The organism is Streptomyces sp. NPDC002935, from assembly GCF_040611295.1.
Taxonomy (GTDB): Bacteria; Actinomycetota; Actinomycetes; order Streptomycetales; family Streptomycetaceae; genus Streptomyces.
This window is the reverse complement of the sequence record NZ_JBEXNW010000033.1, coordinates 88,098-104,003: the sequence shown is the minus strand read 5'-3', so window position 1 is coordinate 104,003 and position 15,906 is coordinate 88,098. Positions and strand designations below refer to the sequence as shown.

The window sequence follows — 15,906 nt, the reverse complement described above, 5'->3', positions numbered from 1 at the left end:
TCGGTGCTTTCCAGGTTCCCGCTTCCGCGTTTCCCTTTCCGGCGAGTCCGACTCTATCAGATCCTTTCGGGCCTGACTCCCAGTCAGCGGGGCTTTGTCTTCCCGGCTGTTCGGCCGTTCCGACGAGTGAGACATTAGCGGATTCCTGGCTCCCGAGCTAATCGGGGTGGCGCCCTTTCGAACGCGGAATCCTCATTTCGCAAACACGCATGAAAACGAGCCGACGACGAGTCGTCGATCGTTGAATGGTGGTGCGGAATGGCTGTCCGGGGACCGACCGGAGTCGGCGCTCACGTCGGACAACTCGGAGAACACTACGGAGCGGCGGGAGTCGTGTCAACTCCGGTCCGGAGGGGGCACCCGAGGCGTACGCTGGGTCCATGACTACGCATACGTGCACCCAGCAGTGGTGGGCCGCCTGACGGCGGCCGTACTCACGTATGTACCCAACGGCCGCCGCCCTCGGCGGCCGTTTTTGTGTCTCCCTCCTGGGGAGCCGGCCGGTGGGTGCGGCGGCTTCGACCAGGAGGAGGAGAGATGACGCGGATCTTCAGTGGGGTCAAGCCGACCGGGCATCTGACGCTGGGGAACTATCTGGGAGCCGTACGGCGCTGGGCCGAAGTCGATCAGCACCGGGCCGACGCCCTGTTCTGCATCGTCGATCTGCACGCGCTGACCGTGGACCACGATCCGGGCCGGGTGCGCAGGCTCAGTAGGCAGGCGGCGACGTTGCTGCTGGCCTCGGGGCTCGATCCGGAGCTGTGCACCGTGTTCGTACAGAGTCATGTGGACGAGCACGCGCGCCTGTCGTATCTGCTGGAGTGCGTCGCGACCGACGGTGAGATGCGGCGGATGATCCAGTACAAGGAGAAGGCCGCGCTGGAGCGGGCCCGTGGTGGGAGCGTGCGGTTGTCGCTGCTGACGTATCCCGTGCTGATGGCGGCCGACATCCTGGCGTACGGGAGCGACGAGGTGCCGGTCGGGGACGACCAGACGCAGCATGTCGAACTGACCCGGGATCTGGCGGTGCGGTTCAACCAGCGGTACGGGCACACGTTCGTGGTTCCTCGGGCGACCCGTCCGGAGGTCGCGGCGCGGGTCATGAACCTGCAGGAGCCGACGTCGAAGATGGGGAAGAGCGACGACGTCGGACCGGGTGTCGTCTATCTGCTCGATGAACCGGACGCCGTGCGGAAGAAGATCATGCGGGCCGTGACGGACAGCGGGCAGGACGTCGAGTACGACCGGGAGGGGCGGCCCGGGGTCTCGAATCTGCTGGAGATCCTCGCCGCTTGTGAGGGTGGGAACCCCGAAGCCTTGAGCGGTGTATATGAGTCGTACGGCGCTTTGAAGAAGGACACCGCCGAGGCCGTGGTCGAACTCCTCAGGCCCGTACAGGAGAGGCATAAGCAGTTGTGCGCGGATCCTGCGTATGTGGAGGGGGTGTTGCGGGACGGTGCGGAGAGGGCCAGGGAGATCGCGCGGCCGAGGGTGGACGCGGCGTACGAGGCGATCGGGTTGCTGCCGGCGACTGGCTGACTGAGGGCTGAGGGCTGAGATGAGACGACTGAGACGGGACTGCTGAGACCCGAGGGCTGAGGGCTGAGGGCTGTCCGCTGCGGGCCGAGGGTTGCGGGCCGAGGGTTGCGGGGCGCCCTCGGCATCGAGCGGCCCTCGGCATCGGGGCGGCTCGATGCCGAGGGGTCGGTCGCTCGGTGCCGAAGTGGGGTGCTCGGTGTCGAGGGACGGTGGCTCGGTCAGCCGTTGCCGGAGGCGAGTTCGCGGCTGCGGTCGCGGGCCGCCTCCAGCGCGGCGATGAGTGCGGCGCGTACGCCGTGGTTCTCGAGTTCGCGGATCGCGTTGATCGTGGTGCCCGCGGGGGACGTGACGTTCTCCCGGAGCTTCACGGGGTGCTCGCCGCTGTCGCGGAGCATCACGGCGGCGCCGATCGCGGACTGGACGATCAAGTCGTGGGCCTTGTCGCGGGGCAGCCCGAGCAGGATGCCCGCGTCCGTCATGGCCTCGACCAGGTAGAAGAAGTACGCCGGTCCCGAACCGGAGAGTGCGGTGCAGGCGTCCTGCTGCGACTCGGGGACCAGGAGGGTCTTGCCGACGGCACCGAAGACCTCTTCGGCGTACGCGACGTGCTCGGCGGTGGCGTGGCTGCCGGCGGAGATGACGGACATGGCCTCGTCGACGAGGGCGGGGGTGTTCGTCATGACACGGACGACGGGGGTGCCCGGGGCCAGGCGCTCCTCGAAGAAGGAGGTGGGGATGCCTGCCGCGCCGCTGATGATCAGGCGGTCGGCGGGGATGTGCGGGGCGAGTTCGTCGAGGAGGGTGCCCATGTCCTGGGGCTTGACGGTGAGGATCAGGGTGTCGGCGGTCTTCGCCGCTTCCGCGTTGCTGACCGGGGTGACTCCGTGGCGTTCCTGGAGTTCCTTGGCCCGCTCCGGCCGGCGGGCGGTGACCAGGAGGTCGGTCGGGGCCCAGCCGGCTCGGATCATTCCGCTGAGCAGGGCTTCGCCGATCTTGCCGGTGCCGAGGACTGCGACTTTCTGGGTCATGGTTGCGGGTGCCCTCCGAGGGTTGGGTCGTCCGGGTTCATCCTCCCACCGAGGTCACGGGGGCGGGTGGGATGTCCGGTGGGCGGACGGCGTCGGAGGGCTGATCCGCCCTGTGTTCAGGCTGCCGTGCGTTCGCGGGAGGTCATGGCGTCCTGCGGCGCAGTGTTGCTGCTCCGAGTCCCAGGACCAGGAGGGCGCTCCCGGCCACGATCAGTGCGTCGCGTACGAAGGTGGCGGTCATGTCGGTGTGCTTGAGGACCTCGTTCATGCCGTCGACCGCGTAGGACATGGGGAGGACGTCGGAGATGGCCTCCAGGACGGGGTGCATGTTGGAGCGGGGGGTGAACAGGCCGCAGAGGAGCAGCTGGGGAAAGATCACGGCCGGCATGAACTGGACGGCCTGGAACTCGGAGGCGGCGAAGGCCGAGACGAAGAGGCCGAGGGCCGTTCCGAGCAGGGCGTCGAGGAGGGCGACCAGCAGGAGGAGCCAGGGAGAGCCCGTGACGTCCAGACCGAGGAACCAGACCGCGAGTCCGGTGGCCAGGGCCGACTGGATGATGGCGAGAGCGCCGAAGGCGAGGGCGTAGCCGGCGATCAGGTCACCCTTGCCGAGGGGCATGGCGAGAAGGCGTTCGAGCGTGCCGGAGGTGCGCTCGCGCAGGGTGGCGATGGAGGTCACCAGGAACATCGTGATCAGCGGGAAGATCCCGAGGAGGGATGCGCCGATGGAGTCGAAGGTGCGGGGGCTGCCGTCGAAGACATAGCGGAGCAGGACCAGCATCAGGCACGGGATGAGGATCATCAGCGCGATCGTGCGCGGGTCGTGCCGGAGTTGACGCAGGACGCGGGTCGCGGTGGCCGTGGTGCGGGAGGCGTTGAGCGCGCTCGGGCGTGACGCCCGCTCCGGCTGCCCGGAAGCGCCGAGGCTCGCGGAAGCGGTCGAGGGAGTGGGGCTCGTGGGTGCGGTGGGGCTCATCGTGCGCTCTCCTCGCGGGGGTGGGCACCGGCGCTCGTGGCGGGCTGGTGTGCGGCTGCGACCGCCTCGTCGACGAGGTGGAGGAAGGCGGCTTCGACGGTGTCGGAGCCGGTCCGCTCGCGGAGGGCGTCGGGGGTGTCGTCGGCGAGGATCCCGCCCTCGCGCATCAGGAGGAGCCGGTGGCAGCGCTCGGCCTCGTCCATGACGTGGGAGGAGATCAGGAGGGTCGCGTCGCGCTGCTCGGCGATGGCGTGGAAGAGGTTCCACAGGTCGCGGCGCAGGACCGGGTCGAGGCCGACGGTCGGTTCGTCGAGGACGAGGAGTTCCGGGGTTCCGAGGAGGGCGACGGCGAGGGAGACTCGGCTGCGCTGGCCGCCCGAGAGGTTGCCGGCGAGGGAGTCGGCGTGGGAGGCGAGGTCGACGTCGGCGATGACCCGGGTGACGTCGGTGTGGCGGCGTTCGGCGGCGGCCCGGCCCGGGTCGAGGATCGCGGCGAAGTAGTCGAGGTTCTGGTGGACGGTCAGGTCGTCGTAGACGGAGGGGGCCTGGGTGACGTAACCGATGCGGGAGCGGAGTGCGCCGTCGCCGGCGGGGACGCCGAGCACGTCGAGGGTGCCGCCGACTCTGGCCTGGGTGCCGACGATCGCGCGCAGCAGGGTGGATTTGCCGCAGCCGGAGGGGCCGAGCAGGCCGGTGATCTGGCCGCGCGGGACGGTGAAGTCGAGTCCGTGCAGGACGGTGCGGGTGCCGCGGACGACGGTGAGGCCTTCGGCGCGGACGGCGGGCTGGGAAGGGGGCACGGGTGTTCCTGTGGGGTCGGGCGGACGTGGACGAATAATCATCACTCGATGAATATTCCTCCTGCGCGAGGCGCCGGTCAATAGCCGTGGCGTGCCGCCCGAACGGCCGGAGCGTCGAGCGGCGCAGGCGCACGTCGGCGCGAACGGAACGGGGCCGTCCGCGGTGCCGCCGAACCATGCGCTCCCGCGTTCGCGTGACGCTTGCGTGGAGGGGCTGCGCGATCAACTGGCTTACCTGACAATGGATTTCAATGTGCGATACGGCTCCGTGCCGTGTCGCCAGTTCTGCCGTGTCCTCCCCCGGCGCGGCACCCACGCATCTCCCGCTGTCGACCGGAGGTGCTGTTGTGATGCGCAAAGCCGATCTGTTCGCGTCCCTCGTCGTCTTTCTGGTGGCGCTGCCCCTGTGTGTCGGGGTCGCCATAGCGTCCGGTGTGCCCGCCGAGCTGGGGCTGGTGACCGGGATCGTCGGTGGGCTGGTCGCCGGGATACTGCCCGGGAGCAGCCTCCAGGTGAGCGGGCCCGCGGCCGGGCTGACCGTGTTGGTGTACGAGGCGGTGCAGTCGTACGGGGTCCGGGTGCTGGGTGTCCTGGTGCTCGGGGCCGGGCTGGTGCAGCTCGGACTCGGGGCGTTACGGCTCGGGCGGTGGTTCCGGGCTGTGTCCGTGGCGGTGGTGCAGGGAATGCTTGCCGGGATCGGGCTCGTACTGATCGCGGGTCAGGTGTACGCGATGGGCGACGCGGCGGCGCCCTCCGGTGGGCTCGGGAAGATCGCCGGGCTGGGTTCGCTGGCCGGTGCCGCGGATCCGGTGGCGCTGGCGATCGGCGGCGCCACCGTGGCCGTACTCCTGCTGTGGCCGCGTTGGCGGCGCGGGGCGCGGGTGGTGCCGGCGCCGCTGCTGGCGGTGGGGCTCGCCTCGGCCGTGACCGGGGCGTTCGATCTGGCGGTGCGACGGGTCGAGGTGCGGGGACTGTTCGATGCCGTACGGCCGCCGTCCCTGACGGACCTGGGCCGGCTCACGGAAGTGGGTGTGATCGGGACCGTACTGGCGTTCGCGCTGATCGCTTCGGCGGAGTCGTTGTTCAGTGCGGCGGCGGTGGACCGGCTGCATCGAGGCCCGCGCACGGACTACGACCGGGAGCTCATCGCGCAGGGCGCGGGAAACGCCGTGTGCGGGATGCTCGGGGCGCTGCCGATGACCGCGGTGATCGTGCGGAGCGCGGCGAATGTGCAGGCCGGGGCGCGGACCAAGGTGTCGAGGGTGCTGCACGGGGTGTGGCTGCTGCTGTTCACGGCCGTGGTGCCCGCGGTGCTCGGGATGATTCCGGTTGCGGCGCTCGCGGGGCTGCTGGTGCACGCGGGGTGCAAGCTCGTGCCGGTTCGGGAGGTGCGGACGCTGTGGCGTGGGCATCGGGGCGAGGTGGTCGTGCTAGGCGTGACCGCGGTGGCGATCGTGGTCGGGAACCTGTTCGAAGGGGTGCTGGTCGGGCTCGCGCTCGCGGTGGCCAAGACCGCCTGGGACATCAGCCATGTCCACGTGGAGACCGAGGACCGGGGCGCCGCGGGAATGGTCGTACGCGTGGTCGGCAACGCCACGTTCCTACGGCTGCCGAAGCTGCTGGACGCTTTGGAGGCGTTGCCGCACGACCGTGACGTACGGCTGGAGTTGGGCGGGTTGCGGCATGTCGATCACGCGTGTGCGACGGCCCTCGACGGGTGGGCCGCCGGACGCGATCACGAACGGGTCGCCACGAGCAGGTCCACGACGTAGGTCTCCTCCAGGAACCCGTCCGGGAACGCCTGGAGAAGGTGGTTCCGTTCCTCGGCGAAGAACGCTCCGGTGGACTCCTCGCCGAGGACCAGGAACGCCGAGTGGCTGCCGATGTTGGCGAGGCGCGTGTCGATCGTGACGCGTCGGCTCCATCGGACCTGGCACCTGTCGAAGGAGAGGACGCCGCCGGGGTCGGCGGTGAGGGAGTGGGCGGCGGCGCGAGCGCCGCTGCCGCTCGGCTGGACCACCTCGTCCCGGCCGAGGAAGCGCTCGGTGCGCCGGGCTGCCGCCGCGATCCACGGGACATCGAGGGCCTCGGTGTTCCACCACAGGGCCAGCGCCCCGCCGGGACGCAGCACGCGCAGCGCCTCCGGCACCGAACGGCTCGGGTCCGTCCAGTGCCAGGACTGGGCGTAGGTGAGGAAGTCCACGGAGGCGGCGGCCAGCGGCAGGGCGTCGCCGCTGCCCCGGACGATCGGGATGCGGGGGTGGACTCGACGGAACTCGGCGGTCATGCCGGGGCCGGGTTCCACGGCGAGGACCTCCGCGCCGCGGGCGTGCAGGAGTCCGGTCGAGATTCCGGTGCCCGCGCCCACGTCGACGACCTTGGCGCCGGCCAGGGAGCGGGCCGCGAGCGCTTCGACGGCGTCGAAGAGGGCGGGCGGATACGACGGGCGGTTCGCGGCGTACTGCCTCGCGGCCGCGTTGAAGGAGTGGGCCCGGGTGGCGTGCGGGGAGGCGGCGGAGGGGGGAAGGGTCATGGGTTCATGGTCGGGGGTGGTGAGGGGGCCGGGGTAGACCTCCCCTTTCCGCTCCGCTGTCCGTCCCTGTCCCCTGTCCGTCGCCGCTTCGGCTCCGGCTCCGGCTCCGGCTCCGGCTTCGGCTTCGGCTTCGGCTTCGGCTTCGGCTCCGAGGGCTGTGTTCCCCGGTCGGCCGTGTCGCACGCGGGATCATCCCGGGTGCGGGTGCGGGTGCGGGTGCCGGTCGGGGTCAGGGGCGGCGGCCTTTTCTGGACGGGTTGCCGGTGCGGCGCGTGGTGCGGCGGGTGTACTGCTCCTTCGCCGCCTCGTACTCCTCGCGGTGGAGCTTCTCGCCCGGGGCCTCGGTGAGGGAGCGGAAGGAGTAGGCGAGGAGCGAGCCGACGAAACCGATGGCGAGCAGACCGCGGAGAGAGGCCTGGCGGTCGGGGTCGGGGCGCTTGGTGAAGGCCTCCGAGGTGTGACGGAACGCGAGGGCGCTGCACACCGCGAACATCACCACGACCAGCACGGTCACGGGCGTTCCCACGTCCGCGATGGCCAGGCCCTGGTAGGCGAAGCGGAGCACGAAGCAGGCGGCCACCGCGGCGGCGAGAGAGCCGACGGCCACGCCGATCCGGCGGCCGGTGTAGCCGCCGTCGTGCTCCACCCAGGTCGTCCCGAAGAAACGCAGGGGCTCGGGCTGGGGCCCCGCGGGGGTGCCGGTTCCGGTGTTGGTCTCGTCGCTCACCCGACGATTATCGCTCCGGTCACTGCTCCGGCGTCCGCCGCGGGTGCCCTGGGCCGGGGGCGTCGGTCAGGAACACGCGGGGGTGACGTAGCCGTCACTGCCCGTTTGCACGTAGGCGTCCGAGACGAACTGACCGTTCGCAATGTTGTCCCAGGTCTTGCTTGTCCCGTAAGGGCCGCTGACGGACTCTCCCGGGCACTGGCAGTAGATCGGAACACGCGACCCTGCCGGCAGGGTGCGGACGATGCTGAAGTGGGTGCCCGGGCCGCTGCGGACGTTCAGAGCCACACCGGGCGCGATGGGGTACGTACGCAACGCGGCCGACGCCTCGGACGTAGCCCCCGCCACCATCAGAAGCGCGGCAGTGGCCCCTCCGACCAGCATGGCCCGTCTGCCTGACACGATCTTCATCATCGTTCCTCCCCCTTGTCGTCAGGAGCAGCGCGGCGCGACATAGCCGTCGCTGCCCGTCTGCACGTAAGCATCCGAAACGAACTGTGCGTTGGCGATGTTGTCCCAGATCGTCGAGGTGCCGTACGGACCAGTGACGGACTCTCCCGGGCACTGGCAGCGGATGGGAATGCTCGAGCCGGCCGACAGCGTGCGGACGATCGGGTAATGGGTGCCCGGACCGCTGCGGACGTTGACGTTGTGGCCCGGTGCGAGCGGGTACGTGCGCAGCGCCTGGGCAGCCAGCGGCTCCGCGTCCGCCGCCTCCGTCGAGCCTGTGACGGCGATGTCTTCCGTGGCCATATCGATCTCCCCCGTTGATTGGTTCACGCCAAAAATATGCCGCGCGCCGAGGCTAGCAAGCCGTCGGGGTTTAGCACGAAGGATCGACTAGGCTCTGCGCGTCGCGCATGCGGTCGATCCCACGGGGGTGAGTGATGCCGCCACAGCGCAGCACCGGTACGAACTCGGAAGCGGAACATCCGCGCTATGCCGGGCAGTACCTGCTGGAGGCGGAACTCGGCTCCGGTGGCATGGGGATCGTGCATCTGGCGCGGTCCGCCTCCGGACTGCGGTTGGCCGTCAAGGTCGTCCACGCCGAGTTCTCTCAAGACCCCGAGTTCCGGGGGCGGTTCCGCCAGGAGGTCGCGGCCGCCCGCCGGGTCAGCGGTGCCTTCACCGCGCCCGTGGTGGACGCCGATCCCGAAGCCGAACACCCGTGGATGGCAACCCTGTTCATCCCCGGCCCGACGCTCGCGGAGCATGTGAAGCGGAACGGAGGGCTGACCTCGGACCGGCTGCGCCATCTGATGGCCGGACTCGCCGAGGCCCTGCGGGACATTCATCGGGCCGGTGTCGTCCACCGCGATCTCAAGCCCAGCAACGTACTGCTGGCCGACGACGGGCCGAAAGTCATCGACTTCGGCATCTCGCGCCCCTCGGACAGTGAACTGCGTACGGAGACCGGAAAGTTGATCGGCACTCCGCCGTTCATGGCGCCGGAGCAGTTCAGCAGGCCACGGCATGTCGGTCCGGCCGCCGACGTGTTCGCCCTCGGGTCGGTGATCGTGCACGCGGCCACCGGAAGCGGTCCGTTCGACTCGGACAGCCCTTATCTGGTCGCCTACCAAGTCGTCCATGACGAGCCGGACTTGACGGGTGTGCCGGAGGACATGGTCGCCATCGTCTCGCGTTGTCTCGCCAAGGAGCCCGAGGACCGGCCCACCCCGGACGAGCTGATGACCGCGCTGCGCTCGGTCTCGGCCGCGTATGACACCCGAGCCTTCATCCCCGAACAGCGCATCGGGAACGGGGAGTCGGTGCCACCCGCGCGGAAGGTGCCTCCGCGGCCGAGGCGCGAACGTCCGGAGGGCGCCGAGGACCGTACCCATGTGGCTGCCGGGAAGAGGGGCGGGCGGCGTTGGCGCCTGCCCGCCGCCCTGGCCCTGACGGGACTCGCCGCCACTGTCGTCGCCGTCGGCGCCTTCGCGCGGTTCGGCCGGACGGAGACCCCGGCGACGGACAAGCACGTGGTGCAGCCGTCGAAGAGCAGCGGCTTCGCGCCGTGGGACGTGAGGCCGACCGGCGCCGGCGCGAAGGTCGCCGGCCAGCCGCAATGCACGTACGGCTCGCACCGGTTGTACTGCATCCGGCCCGGCGTCCTGGCCATGGGCATCGATCCCGCGAACGGCAAGGTGCTGTGGTCCCGGCCCGACCCGGGATGGCGGAGCAGCGACGTGACGAGCGCGCCGGTCCTGTCCGGCGGGCTGCTTCATGTCCTCAGCCGGGGCGGACACCGGCTGACGGCGCTGGATCCGGCCACGGGAAAGACCCGATGGGGACGCGACACCACACGCTACGAGGGCGGGATCGCCCCCATCGGTGCCGTCGTACTGCTCTCCGACGCCGACTCCGAAGTCACGGCGCTCGACGCGTCGACCGGCGAGGAGCTGTGGCAACACGCCCTACCGGGACAGTCGTTGCCGAGATTCTCGTCCTACGGGGACGGAGTCGCGTACGCCGTCTCCTCGGACGGAGGCCCGACCCGAGTGGCGGCGGTCGATCCCAAGAGCGGTGCCATGCGCTGGCAACGGCTCCTGGATCACGGGCTGACCCTCGTCCACGCACATGCCGGCGTGCTCTGGTTCACTTCCACCGACTCGCACCAGTACACGAACGCCATCGTGCGGTACGACGTCGCCGACCGGACGGTCAAGCGGGTCGCGCTTCGCATGCCGCTTCCCGGAGCACAAACCGTCATCCATGGGGACACCGCCTATCTGCTGGCCGACGGCGGCGCGCTGGTGGCCGTGAACACCCGGACCTCGGCGCAGTTGTGGCGGGTGGAAACGTCCGTCAGCTGGTCGTCGGCTCCGACCCTGGCCGCCGACCGCCTCTACCTTAGTGCCGTGGACGGACGGCTCCTCGCGATCGACACCGCCCATGGCGCTCTGCTCGGCCAGACCAGAGCGCGCCTGGGCGGCAAGCAGGGTTCGCTGGTCAACGTGCTCCCAGCGCCACTCGCCGCCGACCACCACATCTACGCCACCGCCCCCGACGGCTCCCTCTTCGCGGTCGACGCGCGGAATCCCTCGGGCTGGTGACACGCGAAGGGGCCGCCCCGGCAGGAGCGGCCCCTCACGGACTTCTGACGCGTGACCGTCGGCCGGGTGTCCGGGTCGACGGTCACGGCCGGTGATCAGCCCAGCTTCGAGACGTCTCGCACCGCGCCCTTGTCCGCGCTCGTCGCCATCGCGGCGTACGCGCGAAGGGCGGCCGAGACCTTGCGCTCACGGTTCGCGGGAGCGTAGACGCCGTTCAGGGCGTCGCGGCGGGTGGCCAACTCCTCGTCGGACACGAGCAGTTCGACCGAGCGGTTCGGGATGTCGATGCGGATGCGGTCGCCGTTCCGGACGAGGGCGATCGTGCCGCCGGACGCGGCCTCGGGGGACGCGTGGCCGATCGAGAGGCCCGAAGTCCCGCCGGAGAAGCGGCCGTCGGTGATCAGGGCGCAGGTCTTGCCGAGGCCGCGGCCCTTGAGGAAGGAGGTCGGGTAGAGCATCTCCTGCATACCGGGGCCGCCCTTGGGGCCCTCGTAGCGGATGACCACGACGTCGCCGTGCGTGATCTCCTTCTTGAGGATCTTGTCGACGGCCTCGTCCTGGGACTCGCAGACGACCGCCGGGCCCTCGAAGGTCCAGATGGACTCGTCGACACCGGCCGTCTTCACGACACAGCCGTCGACCGCCAGGTTGCCCTTGAGGACCGCGAGACCGCCGTCCTTGGAGTAGGCGTGCTCGGCGGAGCGGATGCAGCCGCCCTCGGCGTCCTCGTCCAGGGCCTCCCAACGCTCGGACTGGGAGAACGCCTCGGAGGAGCGGACGCAGCCGGGGGCCGCGTGCCACAGTTCGATCGCCTCGGGGGACGGGGAGCCGGCGCGCACGTCCCACGTCTTCATCCAGTCGGACAGGGACGGGCTGTGGACGGAGTGGACGTCCTCGTTGAGCAGGCCCGCGCGGTGCAGTTCGCCGAGGAGGGCGGGGATGCCGCCGGCGCGGTGCACGTCCTCCATGTAGTACGTGCGGTCCTTCGCGACGTTCGGGGCGACCTTGGCGAGGCACGGCACCCGGCGCGAGACCTCGTTGATCTCGTCCAGACCGAAGGGGACGCCCGCCTCCTGGGCGGCGGCCAGCAGGTGCAGGATCGTGTTGGTGGAGCCGCCCATGGCGATATCGAGGGCCATGGCGTTCTCGAACGCCGCGTGGGTGGCGATGTTGCGGGGCAGGACCGACTCGTCGTCCTGGTCGTAGTAGCGGCGCGTGATGTCGACAACCGTGCGGGCCGCGTCCTCGTACAGACCCTTGCGGGCGGTGTGCGTGGCGAGGACCGAGCCGTTGCCGGGCAGGCTCAGACCGATGGCCTCGGTCAGGCAGTTCATCGAGTTGGCGGTGAACATGCCGGAACAGGAGCCGCAGGTCGGACAGGCGTTCTCCTCGATACGGAGGATGTCCTCGTCCGAGATCTTGTCGTTCACGGCGTCGGAGATCGCGTCGACCAGGTCGAGCGTACGGACCGTGCCGTCGACCAGGGTGGCGCGGCCGGACTCCATGGGGCCGCCGGAGACGAAGACCGTCGGGATGTTCAGGCGCAGGGCGGCCATGAGCATGCCGGGCGTGATCTTGTCGCAGTTCGAGATGCAGATCAGGGCGTCGGCGCAGTGCGCCTCGACCATGTACTCCACCGAGTCCGCGATCAGGTCGCGGGAGGGCAGGGAGTACAGCATGCCGCCGTGGCCCATCGCGATGCCGTCGTCGACCGCGATCGTGTTGAACTCGCGGGCGATGCCGCCGGCCGCCGTGATGGCCTCGCTCACGATCCGGCCGACCGGCTGGAGGTGGGTGTGACCCGGCACGAACTCCGTGAAGGAGTTGGCGACCGCGATGATCGGCTTCCGTCCGATGTCTGCACCCGGTACACCGGAAGCGCGCATCAGGGCGCGTGCGCCCGCCATATTGCGGCCGTGGGTGACTGTGCGGGACCTCAGCTCGGGCATCGTCGCTCGCTCCTTCGGGGAGGCATGAGGAGGGTTATGACTGAAGTCGAGCGTACGCCGGTGCTCCAGGATCCGGACAGGCCGTCCGAATCCCGGGACATACATCTCGACCAGCGGCCGCCTTCGCGCGGCATACGCGCACGTCAGCGGCTTTCCGGTGCAGCGGAACCACCTCGACGGCGGATCCGCTCGCTCATGGTGTCGTCGGGTGTCTCGCTGATGGTGGCGTCAGGTGTCTCGCTGATGGTGGCGTCAGGTGTCTCGCTCATGGGTTCGTCAGGTGTCCCTGCACCACCGGCGCCACCCTGGCCACGATGCGCTCCAGGTCCACCGAGGCCAGTGGCTCGACCTTGATCACATAGCGCAGCATCGCGACCCCGACGAGCTGGGCCGCCGCCAGCTCCGCGCGCAGTTCCGCGTCCGGGACATCGAGCCGGCCCGCGATACGGCGCAGCAGTTGTGCGGCGACGAGACGGCGGAAGACGGCGGCCGCGGTGTCGTTGTTCACGGCCGAGCGGACGATCGCCAGCAGCGGGGTACGGCTCGTGGGGTTCTCCCAGATGCCGAGGACGAAGCGGGTCAGTCGCTCACCGACGCCGTCGAGGGGACCCTCGACGAGCGTCTCGGGCGCGCCGAGCGCGGGGGCGAAGGCGACCTCGATGGCCGCCTCGAAGACCTGTTCCTTGGTGCCGAAGTAGTGGTGCACGAGCGCGGAGTCCACACCGGCGGACTTGGCGATGCCGCGGACCGACGTCTTCTCGTACCCGCGCTCGGAGAACTCCTCGCGGGCCGCCTCCAGGATGCGGTCGCGGGTGGCGGGGCCCGCCTCCGTCTGCGTACGCGTGGGGCGTCCCCGGCCGCGGCGGGGGGCGGCGTCCGTCATCCTCGGGGCACCTTCACGGCGGACGCGAGGTGGAGCCGGGTATAAGCGAGGGCCTCCGCCAGGTCGGCCTCGCGCTCGGCGCTGGACATCGCGCGGCGGGTGTTGACCTCGATGACGACGTGGCCGTCGAAGCCGGACTGTGCGAGACGGTCCAGAAGTTCGGCGCAGGGCTGGGTGCCGCGGCCCGGGACCAGGTGCTCGTCCTTGTTGGAACCGTTGCCGTCGGCGAGGTGGACGTGTCCGAGGCGGTCGCCCATGCGGTCGATCATCTGCAGGGCGTCGGTGCGGGCGGTCGCGGTGTGACTGAGGTCGATCGTGAAGTGCCGGTAGTCGTCCTTCGTCACGTCCCAGTCGGGGGCGTACGCGAGCATCTCGCGGTCGCGGTAGCGCCACGGGTACATGTTCTCGACGGCGAACCGGACGTCCGTCTCGTCCGCCATGCGCCAGATCCCGGTGACGAAGTCCCGGGCGTACTGACGCTGCCAGCGGAACGGGGGATGGACGACGACGGTGCTCGCGCCGAGCTTCTCGGCGGCCGCCCTGGCGCGCTGGAGCTTGATCCAGGGGTCGGTGGACCAGACCCGCTGCGTGATCAGCAGACAGGGGGCGTGGACGGCGAGGATCGGCATCCGGTGGTAGTCGCTGAGGCGGCGCAGTGCGTCGATGTCCTGGCTCACGGGGTCGGTCCACACCATGACCTCGACACCGTCGTACCCGAGGCGCGCGGCGATCTCGAAGGCCGTCGCCGTCGACTCCGGGTACACGGAGGCCGTGGACAGCGCGACCTTCGCATCCGGGATGCGCACCACTGGTTCTGCCACGAGGGACAGCGTACGGGGTGCCTCCGGCAGGTGGGCGAGGGGCGGCGAGCTTGGCCGGGAGGCTCCTGTGGGCCCCCGGCGGGGGTGGGTTGGGCTCCGGCCGGAGCGGTGGTCCGGCCTCCGGCCTGGGCTGGTTCGGCCTCCGGCCCGAGGAGCGGCGGCCGCCGGCCCGGAGTGCGCCGGACCCTGCCGGGGGCACTCCCGTGACCGACGCCACGGACTCCGGCGGTGCTCCCGTGAGCGACGCCACGGACACCGGCGGGGTGCCCGTGACCTACACCACGGACACAGGCCGGGTGCTCCCGTGACCGACGCCACTGAACCCGGCGGGGTGCTCCCGAGGTGATCGGCGGGGCGTGCGCCCCGCCGATCACCGTCGTACACCCATCGCAGTCGGTCGTACGCCCCGTCGCCGTGGGTCGTACGCCCCATCGCCGTGGGTGGGCTGCCGTCGGGCGGCTGTCCGCCGCGCGGGGCCGGTCGCGCCGTTCCCCGCGCCCCTTTGCCGCGCTTCCCCCGAGGCCCGTTCCCTGTCATGGCCGGGTCGGGCGCCCCCCTCCCCTCGGCGGCGCATGCCGGAGGGCGACCGTCCCTCGTACGCGGCCGGTCGCGCCCTTCGACGCGCCTCCCCCGGCCCTCCGCTCCCGTTCTGCTCCGGCTACTCCGATGCCATCTGGTCCAGGCGGCGCAGGATGACGCCCTCGCGCAGGGCCCAGGGGCAGATCTCCAGGGTCTCCACGCCGAAGAGGTCCATGGCGGCCTCGGCGACCAGGGCGCCGGCGAGGAGTTGGCTGGAGCGGCCCGGGGAGACGCCCGGCAGTTCGGCCCGTTCGTCGGCCGTCATGGAGGTGAGTCGGGGGACCCAGTCCTCCAGGGAGCGGCGTTTGAGCTCGCGCTGGACGTACAGGCCGTCCGTGGAGCGTGCGGCGCCGGCGATCCGGGCGAGCTGCTTGAAGGTCTTGGAGGTGGCGACCACATGGTCCGGAGCGCCGAAGCGACTGAACTCGCCGACCGTCCGGGCGATCTGGGCCCGCACATGGCGGCGCAGAGCCCGCACGTCCGCCGGGTCCGCCGGGTCGTTGGGCAGCCAGCCCGCGGTCAGCCGGCCGGCGCCGAGCGGCAGCGACACCGCCGCGTCCGGCTCCTCGTCCATGCCGTACGCGATCTCCAGGGAGCCGCCGCCGATGTCGAGGACGAGCAGCTTGCCCGCCGACCAGCCGAACCAGCGGCGGGCCGCCAGGAACGTGAGCCGGGCCTCCTCCGCGCCGGTGAGGACCTGCAGCTCGACATCGGTCTCGGCCTGCACCCGGGCGAGAACGTCGTCGGCGTTGCTGGCCTCGCGCACGGCCGAGGTCGCGAACGGCAGCATGGCCTCGACACCCTTGTCCTCGGCGGCCTCCAGGGCGTCCTGGACCGTCTCGATCAGCTTGTCGACGCCTTCGGGGCCGATCGCCCCGCTCTCGTCGAGCAGTTGGGCAAGCCGCAGATCGGCCTTGTGCGAGTGTGCGGGGAGCGGTCGGGCGCCGGGGTGGGCGTCCACCACCAGCAGATGCACCGTGTTCGATCCCACGTCGAGGACACCGAGTCTCATGTACGG

The 15,906-nt window shown here is 70.6% G+C and carries 15 protein-coding genes; 3 read left to right on the top strand and 12 right to left on the bottom strand.

Translation table 11 applies throughout. From position 1 onward, the window contains the following. Nucleotides 1-537 precede the first annotated feature (537 nt). A complete protein-coding gene (trpS, locus tag ABZX90_RS33980; protein WP_355211379.1) occupies nt 538-1,539 on the top strand; it encodes a tryptophan--tRNA ligase in 1,002 nt (333 codons plus the stop codon). Nucleotides 1,540-1,757: 218 nt separating this feature from the next. On the opposite strand, the gene proC is transcribed toward trpS, so the two are convergent. From proC to ABZX90_RS33965, 3 genes are all read right to left on the bottom strand, one after another. Next, a complete protein-coding gene (gene proC / locus ABZX90_RS33975) occupies nt 1,758-2,567 on the bottom strand; it encodes a pyrroline-5-carboxylate reductase (RefSeq protein WP_355211376.1) in 810 nt (269 codons plus the stop codon). Between the two features lie 142 nt (nt 2,568-2,709). Then, nucleotides 2,710-3,543 (bottom strand): ABC transporter permease, encoded by an 834-nt coding sequence (locus ABZX90_RS33970; RefSeq protein WP_351135277.1) that lies wholly within the window; start codon nt 3,541-3,543, stop codon nt 2,710-2,712. Beyond that, on the bottom strand, nt 3,540-4,385 hold the full coding sequence (locus tag ABZX90_RS33965; protein WP_355211372.1) for an ABC transporter ATP-binding protein: 846 nt from the start codon (nt 4,383-4,385) through the stop codon (nt 3,540-3,542). Before ABZX90_RS33965 ends, ABZX90_RS33970 begins: the two co-directional genes overlap by 4 nt. A 308-nt stretch (nt 4,386-4,693) precedes the next feature. On the opposite strand from ABZX90_RS33965, the gene ABZX90_RS33960 reads away from it, so the two are divergent. Further along, a complete protein-coding gene (locus tag ABZX90_RS33960) occupies nt 4,694-6,115 on the top strand; it encodes a SulP family inorganic anion transporter (RefSeq protein ID WP_355211369.1) in 1,422 nt (473 codons plus the stop codon). Here the strand turns inward: ABZX90_RS33960 and ABZX90_RS33955 are convergent. The 4 genes from ABZX90_RS33955 to ABZX90_RS33940 form a co-directional block, all read right to left on the bottom strand. Continuing rightward, nucleotides 6,079-6,876 (bottom strand): class I SAM-dependent methyltransferase, encoded by a 798-nt coding sequence (locus ABZX90_RS33955; RefSeq protein WP_355211366.1) that lies wholly within the window; start codon nt 6,874-6,876, stop codon nt 6,079-6,081. The genes ABZX90_RS33960 and ABZX90_RS33955 overlap by 37 nt on opposite strands. 229 nt (nt 6,877-7,105) lie before the next feature. Continuing rightward, nucleotides 7,106-7,603: an EamA/RhaT family transporter gene (locus ABZX90_RS33950; RefSeq protein WP_355211363.1), complete on the bottom strand. Its 498-nt coding sequence runs from the start codon at nt 7,601-7,603 to the stop codon at nt 7,106-7,108. Nucleotides 7,604-7,669: 66 nt separating this feature from the next. Then, nucleotides 7,670-7,987, bottom strand: a complete 318-nt coding sequence (locus tag ABZX90_RS33945) for a hypothetical protein (RefSeq protein ID WP_351126424.1) — start codon at nt 7,985-7,987, stop codon at nt 7,670-7,672. 48 nt (nt 7,988-8,035) lie between these two features. After that, a complete protein-coding gene (locus ABZX90_RS33940; RefSeq protein ID WP_351126204.1) occupies nt 8,036-8,356 on the bottom strand; it encodes a peptidase in 321 nt (106 codons plus the stop codon). 134 nt (nt 8,357-8,490) lie between these two features. On the opposite strand from ABZX90_RS33940, the gene ABZX90_RS33935 reads away from it, so the two are divergent. Then, complete coding sequence (locus ABZX90_RS33935; RefSeq protein ID WP_355211360.1) at nt 8,491-10,656, top strand: serine/threonine-protein kinase; 2,166 nt, start codon at nt 8,491-8,493, stop codon at nt 10,654-10,656. A gap of 95 nt (nt 10,657-10,751) precedes the next feature. Here ABZX90_RS33935 and ilvD read toward each other — a convergent pair whose 3' ends face one another. From ilvD to ABZX90_RS33910, 5 genes are all read right to left on the bottom strand, one after another. Continuing rightward, nucleotides 10,752-12,605: a dihydroxy-acid dehydratase gene (gene ilvD / locus ABZX90_RS33930; protein WP_355211357.1), complete on the bottom strand. Its 1,854-nt coding sequence runs from the start codon at nt 12,603-12,605 to the stop codon at nt 10,752-10,754. A gap of 143 nt (nt 12,606-12,748) precedes the next feature. Continuing rightward, complete coding sequence (locus ABZX90_RS33925) at nt 12,749-12,874, bottom strand: hypothetical protein (protein WP_355211354.1); 126 nt, start codon at nt 12,872-12,874, stop codon at nt 12,749-12,751. Beyond that, nucleotides 12,871-13,488: a TetR family transcriptional regulator gene (locus tag ABZX90_RS33920; protein WP_351126211.1), complete on the bottom strand. Its 618-nt coding sequence runs from the start codon at nt 13,486-13,488 to the stop codon at nt 12,871-12,873. Before ABZX90_RS33920 ends, ABZX90_RS33925 begins: the two co-directional genes overlap by 4 nt. After that, the gene (locus ABZX90_RS33915; protein WP_351126213.1) at nt 13,485-14,309 is read right to left on the bottom strand and encodes a sugar phosphate isomerase/epimerase; all 825 of its coding nucleotides are present in this window, start codon (nt 14,307-14,309) and stop codon (nt 13,485-13,487) included. The genes ABZX90_RS33920 and ABZX90_RS33915 overlap by 4 nt, the downstream gene beginning before the upstream one ends. Before the next feature lie 658 nt (nt 14,310-14,967). Next, nucleotides 14,968-15,900: a Ppx/GppA phosphatase family protein gene (locus tag ABZX90_RS33910; protein WP_351126215.1), complete on the bottom strand. Its 933-nt coding sequence runs from the start codon at nt 15,898-15,900 to the stop codon at nt 14,968-14,970. Nucleotides 15,901-15,906 lie beyond the last annotated feature (6 nt).

Bases quoted from the DNA above. Each gene is read 5' to 3' on its own strand.
- trpS (WP_355211379.1), top strand. From the start codon at position 538: ATGACGCGGATCTTCAGTGGGGTCAAGCCGACCGGGCATCTGACGCTG.
- proC (WP_355211376.1), bottom strand. From the start codon at position 2,567: ATGACCCAGAAAGTCGCAGTCCTCGGCACCGGCAAGATCGGCGAAGCC.
- ABZX90_RS33970 (WP_351135277.1), bottom strand. From the start codon at position 3,543: ATGAGCCCCACCGCACCCACGAGCCCCACTCCCTCGACCGCTTCCGCG.
- ABZX90_RS33965 (WP_355211372.1), bottom strand. From the start codon at position 4,385: ATGATTATTCGTCCACGTCCGCCCGACCCCACAGGAACACCCGTGCCC.
- ABZX90_RS33960 (WP_355211369.1), top strand. From the start codon at position 4,694: ATGCGCAAAGCCGATCTGTTCGCGTCCCTCGTCGTCTTTCTGGTGGCG.
- ABZX90_RS33955 (WP_355211366.1), bottom strand. From the start codon at position 6,876: ATGACCCTTCCCCCCTCCGCCGCCTCCCCGCACGCCACCCGGGCCCAC.
- ABZX90_RS33945 (WP_351126424.1), bottom strand. From the start codon at position 7,987: ATGCTGGTCGGAGGGGCCACTGCCGCGCTTCTGATGGTGGCGGGGGCT.
- ABZX90_RS33940 (WP_351126204.1), bottom strand. From the start codon at position 8,356: ATGGCCACGGAAGACATCGCCGTCACAGGCTCGACGGAGGCGGCGGAC.
- ABZX90_RS33935 (WP_355211360.1), top strand. From the start codon at position 8,491: ATGCCGCCACAGCGCAGCACCGGTACGAACTCGGAAGCGGAACATCCG.
- ilvD (WP_355211357.1), bottom strand. From the start codon at position 12,605: ATGCCCGAGCTGAGGTCCCGCACAGTCACCCACGGCCGCAATATGGCG.
- ABZX90_RS33925 (WP_355211354.1), bottom strand. From the start codon at position 12,874: ATGAGCGAGACACCTGACGCCACCATCAGCGAGACACCTGACGCCACC.
- ABZX90_RS33920 (WP_351126211.1), bottom strand. From the start codon at position 13,488: ATGACGGACGCCGCCCCCCGCCGCGGCCGGGGACGCCCCACGCGTACG.
- ABZX90_RS33910 (WP_351126215.1), bottom strand. From the start codon at position 15,900: ATGAGACTCGGTGTCCTCGACGTGGGATCGAACACGGTGCATCTGCTG.